This window comes from Winogradskyella sp. PG-2, assembly GCF_000828715.1.
In the GTDB taxonomy this organism is placed as follows: Bacteria; Bacteroidota; Bacteroidia; order Flavobacteriales; family Flavobacteriaceae; genus Winogradskyella.
Genome location: NZ_AP014583.1, coordinates 958,190 through 971,328 on the forward strand (window position 1 = coordinate 958,190; position 13,139 = coordinate 971,328).

At 32.5% G+C, this 13,139-nt stretch carries 17 protein-coding genes; 2 read left to right on the forward strand and 15 right to left on the reverse strand.

Features of this window, described 5'->3' with window-relative positions:
- Nucleotide 1: 1 nt before the first annotated feature.
- The 10 genes from WPG_RS04295 to cyoE all read right to left on the reverse strand — a co-directional run bounded on the left by WPG_RS04295 (nucleotide 2) and on the right by cyoE (nucleotide 7,390).
- Entirely contained in the window at nucleotides 2-1,246 is a 1,245-nt protein-coding gene (locus tag WPG_RS04295; RefSeq protein WP_045469797.1) for an ABC transporter permease, read from the reverse strand.
- Nucleotides 1,239-1,940 carry an ABC transporter ATP-binding protein gene (locus WPG_RS04300; protein ID WP_045469800.1) on the reverse strand — a complete coding sequence of 234 codons (702 nt, stop codon included), beginning with the start codon at nucleotides 1,938-1,940 and terminating at the stop codon, nucleotides 1,239-1,241. Before WPG_RS04300 ends, WPG_RS04295 begins: the two co-directional genes overlap by 8 nt.
- A gap of 123 nt (nucleotides 1,941-2,063) precedes the next feature.
- The gene (locus tag WPG_RS04305; RefSeq protein WP_045469803.1) at nucleotides 2,064-2,297 is read right to left on the reverse strand and encodes a hypothetical protein; all 234 of its coding nucleotides are present in this window, start codon (nucleotides 2,295-2,297) and stop codon (nucleotides 2,064-2,066) included.
- Between the two features lie 3 nt (nucleotides 2,298-2,300).
- Nucleotides 2,301-2,840: a DUF420 domain-containing protein gene (locus tag WPG_RS04310; RefSeq protein WP_045469806.1), complete on the reverse strand. Its 540-nt coding sequence runs from the start codon at nucleotides 2,838-2,840 to the stop codon at nucleotides 2,301-2,303.
- A gap of 2 nt (nucleotides 2,841-2,842) precedes the next feature.
- Nucleotides 2,843-3,610: an SCO family protein gene (locus WPG_RS04315; RefSeq protein ID WP_045469809.1), complete on the reverse strand. Its 768-nt coding sequence runs from the start codon at nucleotides 3,608-3,610 to the stop codon at nucleotides 2,843-2,845.
- Entirely contained in the window at nucleotides 3,603-4,373 is a 771-nt protein-coding gene (locus tag WPG_RS04320; protein WP_231850250.1) for a hypothetical protein, read from the reverse strand. Before WPG_RS04320 ends, WPG_RS04315 begins: the two co-directional genes overlap by 8 nt.
- Before the next feature lie 19 nt (nucleotides 4,374-4,392).
- On the reverse strand, nucleotides 4,393-4,839 hold the full coding sequence (locus tag WPG_RS04325) for a cytochrome C oxidase subunit IV family protein (RefSeq protein WP_045469812.1): 447 nt from the start codon (nucleotides 4,837-4,839) through the stop codon (nucleotides 4,393-4,395).
- Between the two features lie 19 nt (nucleotides 4,840-4,858).
- Nucleotides 4,859-5,860, reverse strand: coding sequence for a cytochrome c oxidase subunit 3 (locus WPG_RS04330; protein WP_045469815.1), 1,002 nt, complete (start codon nucleotides 5,858-5,860; stop codon nucleotides 4,859-4,861).
- A gap of 36 nt (nucleotides 5,861-5,896) precedes the next feature.
- Entirely contained in the window at nucleotides 5,897-6,496 is a 600-nt protein-coding gene (locus WPG_RS04335) for a heme-copper oxidase subunit III (protein WP_045469818.1), read from the reverse strand.
- The gene (gene cyoE, locus WPG_RS04340; RefSeq protein ID WP_045469821.1) at nucleotides 6,497-7,390 is read right to left on the reverse strand and encodes a heme o synthase; all 894 of its coding nucleotides are present in this window, start codon (nucleotides 7,388-7,390) and stop codon (nucleotides 6,497-6,499) included.
- A 451-nt stretch (nucleotides 7,391-7,841) separates the two neighbouring features.
- Here cyoE and WPG_RS18760 point away from each other — a divergent pair, with 451 nt between their 5' ends.
- Together WPG_RS18760 and WPG_RS18535 are read left to right on the forward strand one after the other, a co-directional pair.
- Nucleotides 7,842-7,964: a hypothetical protein gene (locus tag WPG_RS18760; protein WP_262507860.1), complete on the forward strand. Its 123-nt coding sequence runs from the start codon at nucleotides 7,842-7,844 to the stop codon at nucleotides 7,962-7,964.
- A gap of 96 nt (nucleotides 7,965-8,060) precedes the next feature.
- A complete protein-coding gene (locus tag WPG_RS18535; protein WP_052471147.1) occupies nucleotides 8,061-8,447 on the forward strand; it encodes a hypothetical protein in 387 nt (128 codons plus the stop codon).
- On the opposite strand, the gene WPG_RS04350 is transcribed toward WPG_RS18535, so the two are convergent.
- From WPG_RS04350 to gcvH, 5 genes are all read right to left on the reverse strand, one after another.
- Nucleotides 8,425-10,533, reverse strand: a complete 2,109-nt coding sequence (locus WPG_RS04350) for a hypothetical protein (protein ID WP_045475161.1) — start codon at nucleotides 10,531-10,533, stop codon at nucleotides 8,425-8,427. The two genes, WPG_RS18535 and WPG_RS04350, sit on opposite strands and share 23 nt — an antisense overlap.
- Before the next feature lie 122 nt (nucleotides 10,534-10,655).
- Nucleotides 10,656-11,453, reverse strand: a complete 798-nt coding sequence (locus WPG_RS04355) for an energy transducer TonB (RefSeq protein WP_045469825.1) — start codon at nucleotides 11,451-11,453, stop codon at nucleotides 10,656-10,658.
- A gap of 114 nt (nucleotides 11,454-11,567) precedes the next feature.
- Nucleotides 11,568-12,296, reverse strand: coding sequence for an energy transducer TonB (locus tag WPG_RS04360; RefSeq protein ID WP_045469828.1), 729 nt, complete (start codon nucleotides 12,294-12,296; stop codon nucleotides 11,568-11,570).
- A gap of 65 nt (nucleotides 12,297-12,361) precedes the next feature.
- Nucleotides 12,362-12,724 (reverse strand): VanZ family protein, encoded by a 363-nt coding sequence (locus WPG_RS04365; RefSeq protein WP_045469832.1) that lies wholly within the window; start codon nucleotides 12,722-12,724, stop codon nucleotides 12,362-12,364.
- On the reverse strand, nucleotides 12,717-13,097 hold the full coding sequence (gene gcvH / locus WPG_RS04370; RefSeq protein ID WP_045469836.1) for a glycine cleavage system protein GcvH: 381 nt from the start codon (nucleotides 13,095-13,097) through the stop codon (nucleotides 12,717-12,719). The genes WPG_RS04365 and gcvH overlap by 8 nt, the downstream gene beginning before the upstream one ends.
- Nucleotides 13,098-13,139: the final 42 nt, after the last annotated feature.

Below are 13,139 nucleotides of genomic sequence, written 5' to 3' on the forward strand. Positions count from 1 at the left end.
CTTATTCGTCTCTTAATGCTACAATGGGTTTTATCTTGGCAGCTCTATATGCTGGTAAAAATCCTGCTAAAGCACCTGCAGCAACTAAAATAAACACAGTTATAATTGCTGTATTAAAATCAACTTGAGGAAATTTTATAAAAGGGCTATCCACCTGCGGACCAACCAACTCTAAAAGTCCTAAACCGAATATTAATCCAAATAATCCTGAAAACATAGTTACAAAAACAGCTTCTTGCAAAATCATAGCGATTATTGACATAGGCTCTGCACCTAAAGCTTTTCTTATTCCTATTTCTTTGGTACGCTCTTTAACTATTATAATCATAATATTACCTACACCGACAACGCCAGCTATAATAGTCCCTATTCCAATAAACCAAAACACTGCTTTTATAGTATCAATCAGTGAATAGATTTTCTTGGCTTCTTCAAGTGTATTATTTACTCTAATCGCAGCTACATCGTCTGGTGCAACAATATGTTTTTTCTTCAAATCATTTTCAATTGCTAATGATAAATTTTTTGATAATTCTACCGCTTCTTGAAAGTTATCTGACATTTTCACAGTAAACGACATATCTCTAATATTATCACCTCCATTAAAAGAACGCTGAACGGTAGTTAACGGTAAAAAAACATTACTCTCTTCACGTTCACCACCAGGGTCAGTATAGACACCTATAACTTTAAAATTAATTCCCCATATCGCTATATCTTTATTTATTGGATCCTTTCCTTTAAATAAATCTGTCTTTACTTTATTACCAATTACAGCAACCTTTTTCCCTTCGTTAATGTCTGAATAATTCAAAAAGCGACCACTAACCATATCAGCATTCTCAATGAATTGCTCATCTGGCATAACACCTCTTACCCTATAATTTCCGGATTCGTTTTTATGTGTAATTTGCCCTCCCCAAATGCTATAACTTGCGGAACGATATTCGAGATTATCATCATAGGTAGAAGATAGATTAGTAAAATCTTCATCTTTGAGTTGAATACGTCTTCCTGGATTCAATCCTTTATAGCCTTTTGTTGTTATTCGGGTTCTAACACTGATTTCATTAGTTGCATCCTGCTGAAATTCGGACGTAACTCCGTTTTCAATACCAGAACTAAAACCTAAAAGAACTACTAAAATAAAAATACCTGAAGCCACGGAAAGTCCGGTTAAGAAAGTCCTTAACTTATTCTTCCTTAGTGTTTCGAATATTTCTTGCCAGCGTTCTATGTTAAACATATTGCTTTGCTATAACTTGTTCTACTGCACTATCATCTATAATCACTCCATCTTTGAGGTTAACGATACGTTTTGTCATGTGTGCAATATCATCTTCGTGGGTTACCACTAAAATAGTTTTACCTTCATCATTAATACCTTGAATTAACTCCATAACCTCATAAGATGTTTTGGTATCTAAAGCACCTGTTGGCTCATCAGCTAGTAACACTTTTGGCTCACTTGCTAATGCTCTTGCAATAGCTACACGCTGTTTTTGTCCACCAGAAAGTTCACTAGGCAAATGATGTGACCACTGAGCTAAACCTACTTTTTCGAGATAATGTTCAGCCTTTTCAATACGCTCCTTCCTTGGTAATCCTTGATAGAATAATGGTAACGCTACATTGTCTGCAGCCGATTTGTAATTAATTAAGTTAAAAGATTGAAAAACGAATCCTAAAAATTCATTCCTGTAACGTGCTGCTATTTTTTCATTGAGGTTTTTGATAGGAACATTATCTAGGACATAACTTCCTATATCTGCTTCGTCTAACATTCCTAAAATATTAAGTAATGTAGATTTCCCTGAGCCAGAAGAACCCATTATAGACACTAACTCACCTTCTTTTACATCAAAGTTAATCCCTTTTAAAACATGGAGAGAATTACTTCCCATGTGATAAGATTTATGCAAATCTTTTATTTGTATCATAATGCAGTTGGTTACCGATGCAATTTTAAGAAAATCCTTAAGGCTTTTATGCCAACAAATTGTTAAGACTTCCTTATAAACTCTTATGACTAAGACTATCAAATTGAAGAAATGTTACAGAATTTAATCTGTAATTTCAATCTTTTTTGGAGTATTATATTTTCTGTAGATAAAATAGCCTATTGCAGCAACCAAAATATAAGGTACTGCCATTAAAAAAAGAATTCCATCATTAATACCTTCTGCAGCATTTTGACTCTCTTCACTTTCGAGCACAGCTCTGCACATAGCACATTGCGCACTTCCTTTTAGAAAAAAGAAAACAGAGAATAGAAAACAGACAATTTTGCGTTTCATGACTTATGCATAATATGGTGAAATCATGATATATACAATAACTCCTGTTACAGCAACGTACAACCATAGTGGAAATGTAATTTTCGCAATCTTTTTATGCCGCTCAATATTATTGGTTATTGCTCTTACGTAAGTAATTAATACAAATGGAATAATAATAATTGAGAGCACGATATGCGTTATTAAAATAAAGTAATAAACATATTTGATATAGCCCTCATCACCAAATTTAGTTGAATCGCTAGTCATATGATATGCAATATACATTAGCAAGAAAGCTATAGATAACATAATAGCAAACTTCATTAATCGTTCATGTAGTTTTCTGTTCTTCCTTTTAATAGCTATTACAGCAACTGCTAAAACAATGGCCGTTAATCCGTTTATTGTAGCATATATTGGAGGTAAAAAATTGAGAGGTTCGACATCAAAACCTAATTTTTTTAAATTAACTCCAAATAGAGCTGCTACTGCTAATGGAATTATAATCGAAAGCGCTACTATCCACTTATTATATTTCTTTTCTTTTTCTATTGTATCCATAATTATTCTTTTAATAGTTTAGCTATATCTTCTTTTAAAATTGTAATCTCTTGTGGAATACCTTCATCATCTATTCCTTCATCTTCAGAAATAATTCCATTATAGTATATTAATGGGTTATTTGGTGATTTAAGTCTAGATCTTATAAAACCTTTCTTATCAATTAGAGCAAAGTTTCCTGAATGTTCAAAACCATCGATAATTTCGTCGTTTATTGCTGTGTAAAGGTAAAATCCTTCATTAGCTAATTTATAAATAGTATCTTCATTACCTGTCATTAAATGCCAATTAGGGTTTGTAATTCCATAATTAATTGCATAAGCTTTTAAGACTTGTGGTGTATCAACTTCTGGATTAATTGTAAATGATGCTACACCAAAATTCTCAAAATCTTTAAACTCATTTTGAATTTCAATAAGGTTACGATTCATTTTTGGACAAATTGTTGGGCATGTTGTAAAAAAGAATTCTATAACATAAACTTTGCCTAAATAGTCTTCATTAGTAATTGTTTTGCCTTCTTGGTCTATAAAACTAAAACTAGGCACTTTCTTATTTCCACCATCTGCATTTGGAATATATACCAAGTCACTCTTATATGATTTTTTATCAAGATTTTTATCAGCTTTAGATACATCGTCGCTTCGACTCTCGTCTCTAGTGATATCATCTTTTCCGATTCGATCTATTATTTTAGGAATAAAAATTATCCCAAAAACCAAAACGACAAATGCAATGCCTACGTAGGAATAATTGCTTTTCTTACTCATTGGCTTGTTTTAAATCATTTCCTCTTCTTGTATTAGAATCATCAAATTTCCCTTTTCGTTTTTGACGATATTCTGTAAATAAAATACGCATATCATCACTCATCATATTTTTAATTTCCGACACTTCAATTGTGTTATAGGAATAGACACTAAATTTTGGTTTATTAGTTTCTACTTCTTTTTCATCTCTTCCATCAATTCGCCCTCGCTGACTTAAATCTTTATCTATGATAAAAACATTATCATTCGATAAATCTGGCATGAGATTTCTTTTCGATTTTAAAGCATTATATAGCTTTTTTATTTCGCCTTCAGTGCCATAAGCGTAATGCCAAAATCTTAAATCTTCATAGGTGTTCACCTCTCTTTTTAATTCTTCTATTTCTGCTTCTGTACCTTCAGGAACAACAATAATTATTTGAAATTTCTTGAATCCTTTAAACTTATCGTAAACCAATTCCTTAAGATTAGAAGCGGCAATAGATTTAGACAATGGAGATTTACCTAAAAACCCTAAAACTGTAATATGACCTTTTAATTGAATAGAATCCGATAGGTCTGAATAGAAACACTCTAAATCAGAAACCTTCTTGTTTACAATATCTAATGGCTTATAATTATGCTTTGCAGGATAAAGCATTAATAAAAAAGCAACAGGTAAAAAGAATAAAATACCTAATACTATGTTTCGTTTTGTATTGCTTATACTCATAGAATGCAAAAATAAAAAAGGTGGTTTAGAAAAACCACCTTTTAATATCATTTAACGCAAAAAATTACGTTTAAAAATCTCTTTTTATTAAAGCGTCTTCCGCATTATAAACTCCAAACACATATCCACCCTCTTGTAATAAAATAAACATTAAGTAACAGATAAGAAAAACAGCAGTCCATACTACCATCTTACGCATCGCACCTGTTTCATCTCTCATGTGCATAAAATCCCATGTGATATAATAGGCTTTTACTAGTGTCAATACAATAAATATGAAGTTTAAGGACTTCATATATATAATTGGTGAGAAAAATATATTCCCCAGAGTTGCCATAAAACCACCTTCAAAAGGTGACATTAATGGTGTCATTAATACATCTGGCTTATAAATACCTAATACTACTTCTATTGCAGTTATTATTGTTAAGAATACTAACACTCCCCAAATTTTTTGAGTATTAGACTTAAATTTCCAAAGCCCTCTAAATATTTCTAATTTATGTTCGTGTGCCATAATTTAATCTTAATTGCTATTATACTAAGTAGAAGAATGTGAATACAAACACCCAAACTAAATCGACAAAGTGCCAATATAAACCTACTTTCTCGACCATCTCATAACTTCCTCTTCGTTCGTAAGTTCCAAGAATAACATTAAAGAATATAATAATGTTAATCACAACTCCAGAGAAAACGTGGAATCCATGAAATCCAGTAATGAAGAAGAAGAAATCTGCAAATAATGATGTACCATATTCGTTAACCTGAAGGTTCGCTCCCTTGACAACTAACTTGCCGTTTTCCTTTATTTGCCTCAATGATTCTTCCCTTGAGAGTACCGTTTTTTCACCTTCCTCATTAATGATTTGATTTCTTACTAGAATATTATCATTAGTCTCTAATCCGTTATATATTTCATTAACTGAATATGGGGGTAATGACCCTTCAGTTACAAACCAAAGTCCATTCTTACGCTCGTGCTGAACTCTTTCACCTTCTTGCACTACAGCAAATTCATCAATTGAAATACGCTCAAATTTTTGTTCACCATCTTTAGTTACATACTCTCCAAATTGAAGAATATTTCCACCTTTTGTTTGTACAGCCCCATAATCCCCTTGGATAAATGTTGCCCATTCCCAAGCTTGAGATCCTACAAAAATAGCACCACCAATAATGGTTAAAAACATATATAAGGTCACTTTAGCTTTATTCATGTGATGACCTGCATCAACGGCTAAAACCATTGTTACAGATGACATAATAAGTATAAAGGTCATAAACGCCACATAAATCATTGGCAATTCTTGACCATGTAGAAAAGGTACATGAGTAAACACCTCATCTGCAATTGGCCATTCTTTTATAAACTTAAATCTTGAAAAACCATAAGCCGCCAAGAAGCCTGAAAATGTTAGTGCATCAGATACAATGAAAAACCACATCATCATCTTTCCGTAACTTGCATTTAGAGGTTTATTTCCTCCTCCCCAAGTTTTACCTTCTGTACCAGTACTTTCTACTGTAGAATTCATAGAATTTATTTAATTTTTAAGATTGGACAAAAATAATCAAATTATATATCTAAAAAAATATAAAAACAAAAAGAGCACAACCCAAAGTAGGTCTACAAAATGCCAGAAATTAGCTGCCAGTTCTAAACCCAACATATTGTTGGCATTATACTTCTGTTTAAAATGATTATAAATTACGACAATCAAGCATATTAACCCAGCAATAACGTGTAGTATGTGTACTACTGCAATCACATAAATGTAAGACATTGTTATGTTACTTGTTGGTCCTGTAAAATTATAACCTGTTTCAATAATTTGATTAAAGCCTTCTAGCTGATTAAAAATAAATGTAATTCCCAAGGCTAACGTAACTAACAACCAAATCGTAGTCATTTTTACATCATTTTGTTTTAATGCACGCTTTGCTAGAATAAAAGTTATACTACTCACTATAATTACACCTAAGCTTATGAAAAAAGCGTTTGGTAATTGATAGTCTTTCAACCAATCTTTATCTATTCGTTGCTTACTACTTACTATAAAAGCACTAATTAAACCAGCAAAAGACATAATCAATGAACCTATACCAAACCAAAGCATCATCTTCTTAGACCTTGCCCTTTTCTCTTCTTGTGTTCCTTGTGTTAAATCCATCTATCTAAAAAATTTATCTGCAACATATATAATCTGCAACATCGTAATATAAAACACACTAGACAACATTAATTGTTTCGCCGTTTTTGCCGTTCGGTCTTTAAAAAGTTTGAAGGCGTATACCAACATTATCATTCCTAGTAAAAAAACTAAGACAGCACCTAGAATAGACAATTTTAAATCTCCTGTAAAACCAAATACTGGAATTATAGAAGCTAAAACCGTCCAAACACTATACATTATAATTTGCACTGCAGTTCCTTTATCTGGTTTACCTGTTGGTAACATAAAAAAACCACCTTTTTTATAATCTTCAAAAAGAAACCAACCAATAGCCCAAAAATGTGGAAACTGCCAAAAAAACTGAATGGCGAATAAGGTTCCTGGTTCTATACCAAAATCATTGCGAGCAGCAACCCAACCCAACATAAAGGGAATTGCTCCAGGCAGAGCACCAACAAAAACTGCTAATGATGTTTTAGTCTTTAATGGTGTATAAACACTAGTATATAAAAATATAGATATCGCTCCCCACATTGCTGTCTTTGGATTGATAATATACAAGGTAATTAATCCTAAAACCGTGAATGATGTAGCAATAATAAATGCTGTATTCACTGTCATACGACCTGCAGGAATTGGTCTATTTTTTGTACGATCCATAAGTGCATCTAAATCGCGCTCAATAATCTGGTTATAAGCATTAGAGGCACCAACCATAAAGTAGCCACCAAAAGCTAATAAAGTAAGTGTAACCAAATTAATGGTTTCTGCACCAAGAAAATAACCTGCTATAGCCGAAAACACGACACTTATGGACAATCCCATTTTGGTGATTTCCTTAAAATCTGTTATCACAGAAGCTGTTGATATCGAAGATTTTGTGCTATTCAAACTGTATGCTTTTGGTTCTATTCTTAGCGAGTGCAAAGATAGTTTGAAAATTGATTCTAACCAACGTAAAACCTTAGTTTTAATTTTACTCTAAAGGTTCTTGTAAGTTTGTTTATTTTTTTATGACCAAAAGTGCCTAAAACTATGCTATGAAAAACACGCAACTACTCTCCATAGTACTTATACTTACTTCAACTTCTATTCTTGCATAAGGACGTTTTGACAATATTGAAATTAAAGCAACAAAACTATCTGAGCATACTTATATACTAGAAGGAACTGGAGGAAATATTGGTGTCTCTGTTGGAGAAGATGGTGTTTTTGTAATCGATGATCAGTTTGCTCCTTTATCTGAAAAAATTTTAATGCTATAAAGACCTTAATTGATAAGCCGTTAAAGTTTTTAGTAAACACACATCATCATGGAGATCACTCTGATAGAAATGAAAACATGAACAAAGCAGGTGCTACAATTATTGCTCACGAAGATGTAAAAAAACGATTAGAAGTTAAGCAACGTGATGGTAGTTACAAACCTAAAGAAGCTTTGCCTGTAGTTACATTTAATGACTAACTAAATATTAGCATAAATGACTAAAGCTTAGCAATTTTCCATGTTGCTAATGCACATACAGATGGAGATGCATTATTATATTTCACAGAAAGTAATGTGCTACATACTGGAGACACGTACTTCAATGGTCGTTACCCTTACATAGATTTAAACTCTGGTGGAAGTACAAACGGTTATATTGAAGCAGCAAAGTGCGGCTTAATGGTTATTGATGAAGACACTAAAATTATTCCTGGTCATGTAAAAGTATCTAATAAAGAAGAGTACAAAAGTTTTTTGCAAATGCTTGAAACGTTAAGAGCTACAATGCAAAAAGCTATTGATGATGGTAAAACAGAAGAAGAAGTGAAAACAGACTCAAGTTTAACTAAGACCTATGATGATTTAGGTTTTGGTTCTGGATTTATTAATAGCGAAAGGATTCGTTTAACATTTTATAAGAGCTTAAAAAAATCAAATCTTAAAAGTCATTGTACCAATTAAACAAATCTGTTCTTACACCAATACTAAACCATATCGTGTTAGAAGCCATAGTTGAAGCTGTAATAGCTTCAGGATTAAAATCCCGATAAATTATATTGGTAAACAGTTTTAAATTAGTTGCAGGGTTTAACAAGTAACCTGCTTGCAATTCGGTCATAAAACTATTCGTCCTATTTCCTTGACCAATTCTTATACCTGTATCACTAGCTCGATCTCTTTCATCACCAAATATATTTCCTCCATAATTAAAACTATCTTCATCAGTATTAAAATCAAAACCACGCTGACCAATTATAAATTTAGCATCTGCGAACCAACGTTTGTAGTTATAACGACCAATTAAAACTAGCTCTCTAAAGTTAGAACCCCAAAGATGCGCCATTGGTTGATTAACATTTGCATAGTTTAAGATGATAGAATTATGTGAATATGTATAAGGTCGTACTTGATTATACTCTGCTTGCAATAATAAATTATCAACTTCAAAGGCATTAAAATATTTAGCACCTAATTGAAATCCGAATTTATTTTTCCAACTTTTATCACCACCAGTAACATCGCTTAATGAAAATTCATCTAAAACAAATTGACCGTAGATATTCACTTTATTATTCCATTTGTATTTAGCACTCAAACCTAAAATTGCATTACCAGCATCTTGTCCTGTTTGAAATTCAATAGCTCTAAAAAAGATAATAGGATTGAGATAGTTAACATCAAAACCTCTTCCGTTGGTATCAGCCCATATTACAGACTCAAACAAACCTATATTAAGTCTCTTAGACAAATTCCAACTCAAATAGTGATTGGCCATATATTTTGTTAAGAATGCTCCATCAACACGGACTTCATTTCTAGCATCTCTTAGCCACATCCATGTACTTGTATATTTAATTTTCCAAAATGTAGCATTGAGTTTTAAAAACGGGTGTGGACTAGTGACATCACTCTGAAATAATGAACGGTAACCATCACCAATAAAATTTTTACCATGACCAAATTGAATGTTTAAAAAAGCAGCTGGAGTATAGGATAAATAAGCTTCAGCCACTGGATAATCATAGGCATCGTTTTTAAATCGTTTGGCTATACCGCGCCCAGGAATTATTGCAGCTTCAGCGCCAGAACCTCTTAAATCTTCGGCAAATTGATTAAAGTAATCTGCAAAACGTCCTTGACTCTCGTAAACTGATGCTGTTAAATTAAAACGTTTTCCTAAACCAGCTTGTATAAAAAGGCCACGCGTATTATTCCAAGTAGAATTAAAATCAGCTTCAGTATCTTTTCCTATTTGCAAATCTAAAATAGGGTCTACAGTAAACCAATAGTCGTTACTCTGAACTTCCACTAAATGCTCATTATACAATTTTCTATCGAACCAAGAATCCACATCCTTAGCTAAACTTTTTTTTTCTGCCTTGATATCATAATATCTTGCAACATCACTATATACGAAAGGTTTTGCAGCAGTATGACTATTGGTGCCAATGGCATTCATCTCATCATCGAAACGTGCGTAATAAGCATGTGTAAACGGCACATTTAACTCGCTATCATACTCTAACTGTTCGTAAGGTTTCAACCCTTTGGCAATATCATCATATTCATCAGAAAGTGTTGCACTAAGGCTATTTCTTTCAATTAATCCCAATTCACCAACCGAAGCTTCTTTTACTTTTACAGGCTCAGTTAAAGGTATCGTTATACCAATACTATATTGTATAAATGTTGGTTTCCCATTATAAGTTGCAGGTTTTACTTTTGGCAATAACTCAAAAACACGTTTACTCTCTTCTTTTAATTCATCATATATAGCATCGACATATATGATTTTAAACTCGCCATCTTTATTAACCTCGAATAGCAATTGAACATCACCTTTAAAATCTTCGTCAATGGCAATCTGTGGCACTTTAAAATTTGCATAAATAAAGTTATTTAATGTAAAATTGAAACACGATTTTACCTGATCTACAGCTTCAGACTCACACTCATTAAAAGTAGGTGGCTTTTCGTAGGTAATTAAATTTTGGGTAAAACCAAATGAAGAAATCAATACAATAGCAATGCAACAAATGCGCTTCATAAAAGTTTGAATTTTAATGGTTGAAAGATACTTATTTTTTTTAGTAACATTAACCACAGCTTAAGCAATAAAAAAACCGTTATTGCAGTAATAACGGTTTTATATCATAGAAGATTTTATTTTTAATCTCTAACTTCAAATTTAATTGGCAATGTATAAATTACTCCTACTGGTACATTACGTTGCAAACCAGGCTTCATATCTGGTATTTTATTAATAACACGCTTAGCTTCTCGCTCTAAAGCAGGATGTGGTCCTCTAATTTTAATATCCGTAACATTACCATTTTTATCAACAGTAAATTGCGTGTAAATTCTTTGTAGTCCAGTAATACCATGATCACTAGCTATACCAGAATTAAATTTCCTATTAACCAGTTTAGTAATCTTTTCTGACATACATTTTTTTCGTTCTTCATTTGTTTTTTTTCTTTCACAACCTGGATATACTGGTACTACTTGTATTGATCTAAATGGAACTACAAAATCATCATCTATTGGGTCTTCACCACAATCAAAAATAGCATTTATAGGTGCTGGATCCTTCTGAGGCGCTGGGTCAACTGGTGTATTTATAATTCTTTCTTCAATTGGAATATCATCTTCAACAACTTTTAGGACATCTTTCACATCTGTACTTGGTAATGATTCAACTTTTTTTGGCTGAATAACCTCAACAATATATGGCTTAACATAGTCAATTGAAACTGGTACTAACTGCGCCTCTTCTTCTGGCACAATGAGTCTCTTATCCTGAAACTGCATTTCAAAAAGGGAGTAAGTTCCTAATAAGCAAAGTATCAACCCTATTTGAAAATATAGGGTTGAGTTTTTTTGTAAATTTGCATCATGCTTGTGTGGTTTCTTTACTTCAGTAGTGCTCTGACCAGCATTACCGAAGACTTTTTTAGAATTTTTCATAATATGTATTGTTTAAATGTTAATATTATGATAAAGTCACAATAAGTATACCAAAACGAAAATCCCGTCCAATTAATTTTGAACGGGATTTTTATATTTTAAAATATACTTTTTCTAGTCTTGTACTTGGAATACAATTGGAATGGAGAATGGCATTACCACAGCCTTACCTCTCTGTCTTCCTGGTTTCATTTTTGGAAGCTTACTAATAACACGCTTAGCTTCTTTTTCAAGTCCTGGGTGAGGACCACGAGCTCCAATGCTAGTAATGTTTCCGTTCTTGTCAACTTTAAACTGAACAAAAATTCTTTTTCTTCCAGCAGGTAAACCTAATTCACTAGCTAATTCTGTGTTAAACTTCTTATTAATGAATTTATTTACTTTTTCATTCATACAAGCCTTCTTAGCTGCATTTCCCTTTTTCTTTTCACAACCTGGAAAAACGGCCACATTCTCAATAACTGAAAACGGTACTTCTATATCCTCCTCTACTTCTTCAACCTCTACTTCTTCAACTTCTACAATTTCTGTATCCATTTCTGTTTCCGTAGATTCAATAACTGTTTCCTCTACTTCTTCCTCATCTTCTACAACTTCAATAATTTCTGGAGCAGCAGGTGGTGGAGGTGGTGGAGGTGGTGGAGTAATAATTTGTTCTGTGATAGGTATTTCTTCATCTAACTCATCATCTAGATTAAGTGTATCCGCTACAACACCAGTTGGGTCATAGGTCTTATAATTTAAAGATAAATAAGTAACAGCTAGCATTAAAGCAAGACCAACAGCAAAATATATTGAGCTATTACGACTTACATCTGATTTAGGATTCTTTTTAGGTTCCATAGTATTGTGTTTATTATATCATCGCTAATTTAACTAAATAATAGTAAAAAAAACAAGGCTTTGGGTTATTTTAACTTTAGTATGTTAAATTTAATGGCGATTAATGTGCCAAATACAACCCCTGTACAGTTTGCTATTAAATCTATAGTATCATATGTTCTATTAGGATTTAACTGATGTTGAATCAATTCTAAGACTACTCCAAATAGAATTACTGCTATAAATGCGAAACTTATATTATTATTTTTTCTAACTCTCTTTACGTAAGTAATCCATAAAAATGAGAAGCCTAAATACGCTATTAAATGATAAATTTTATCATCAAAGGAAGATCCTAAACTTGGAACGCCACTAAGATTAATTAAGCTAACAACGACCAATACAATCGTATAAATTATTGCAGCTGGTAATAGTAATGTCTTAAGCACTTATTAACGCTTTGTAATCTTCTGCCGATAGTAAATCATCTATTTGAGAATCGTCAGAGAATTTTAGTTTTATCATCCAACCTTCTCCATAAGGATCCGTGTTCACCTTTTCAGGTTCATCCTCTAAACCCTCATTAAATTCCACAATTTCTCCAGATAATGGCAAGAATAAGTCTGAGACTGTTTTTACAGCTTCCACTGTACCAAAGACTTCTTCAATGTCTAAAGTTTCATCTAGGGTTTCTACTTCTACATAAACAATATCACCCAATTCTCCTTGTGCGAAATCTGTAATTCCTACTGTAGCTACGTCTCCTTCAATTTTGATCCATTCGTGATCTTTAGTGTACTTTAATTCTGCTGGTATATTCATTTGTAATGTTGTAAAATATTAGTGAAACAAAAGTAATTTTTT

What these genes read in the sequence shown, in the direction of transcription:
- WPG_RS04295 (WP_045469797.1), bottom strand. Translation starts at nt 1,246, where the DNA reads ATGTTTAACATAGAACGCTGGCAAGAAATATTCGAAACACTAAGGAAG.
- WPG_RS04300 (WP_045469800.1), bottom strand. Translation starts at nt 1,940, where the DNA reads ATGATACAAATAAAAGATTTGCATAAATCTTATCACATGGGAAGTAAT.
- WPG_RS04305 (WP_045469803.1), bottom strand. Translation starts at nt 2,297, where the DNA reads ATGAAACGCAAAATTGTCTGTTTTCTATTCTCTGTTTTCTTTTTTCTA.
- WPG_RS04310 (WP_045469806.1), bottom strand. Translation starts at nt 2,840, where the DNA reads ATGGATACAATAGAAAAAGAAAAGAAATATAATAAGTGGATAGTAGCG.
- WPG_RS04315 (WP_045469809.1), bottom strand. Translation starts at nt 3,610, where the DNA reads ATGAGTAAGAAAAGCAATTATTCCTACGTAGGCATTGCATTTGTCGTT.
- WPG_RS04320 (WP_231850250.1), bottom strand. Translation starts at nt 4,373, where the DNA reads ATGATATTAAAAGGTGGTTTTTCTAAACCACCTTTTTTATTTTTGCAT.
- WPG_RS04325 (WP_045469812.1), bottom strand. Translation starts at nt 4,839, where the DNA reads ATGGCACACGAACATAAATTAGAAATATTTAGAGGGCTTTGGAAATTT.
- WPG_RS04330 (WP_045469815.1), bottom strand. Translation starts at nt 5,860, where the DNA reads ATGAATTCTACAGTAGAAAGTACTGGTACAGAAGGTAAAACTTGGGGA.
- WPG_RS04335 (WP_045469818.1), bottom strand. Translation starts at nt 6,496, where the DNA reads ATGGATTTAACACAAGGAACACAAGAAGAGAAAAGGGCAAGGTCTAAG.
- WPG_RS18760 (WP_262507860.1), top strand. Translation starts at nt 7,842, where the DNA reads ATGAACAAAGCAGGTGCTACAATTATTGCTCACGAAGATGTAAAAAAA.
- WPG_RS04350 (WP_045475161.1), bottom strand. Translation starts at nt 10,533, where the DNA reads ATGAAGCGCATTTGTTGCATTGCTATTGTATTGATTTCTTCATTTGGT.
- WPG_RS04355 (WP_045469825.1), bottom strand. Translation starts at nt 11,453, where the DNA reads ATGAAAAATTCTAAAAAAGTCTTCGGTAATGCTGGTCAGAGCACTACT.
- WPG_RS04360 (WP_045469828.1), bottom strand. Translation starts at nt 12,296, where the DNA reads ATGGAACCTAAAAAGAATCCTAAATCAGATGTAAGTCGTAATAGCTCA.
- gcvH (WP_045469836.1), bottom strand. Translation starts at nt 13,097, where the DNA reads ATGAATATACCAGCAGAATTAAAGTACACTAAAGATCACGAATGGATC.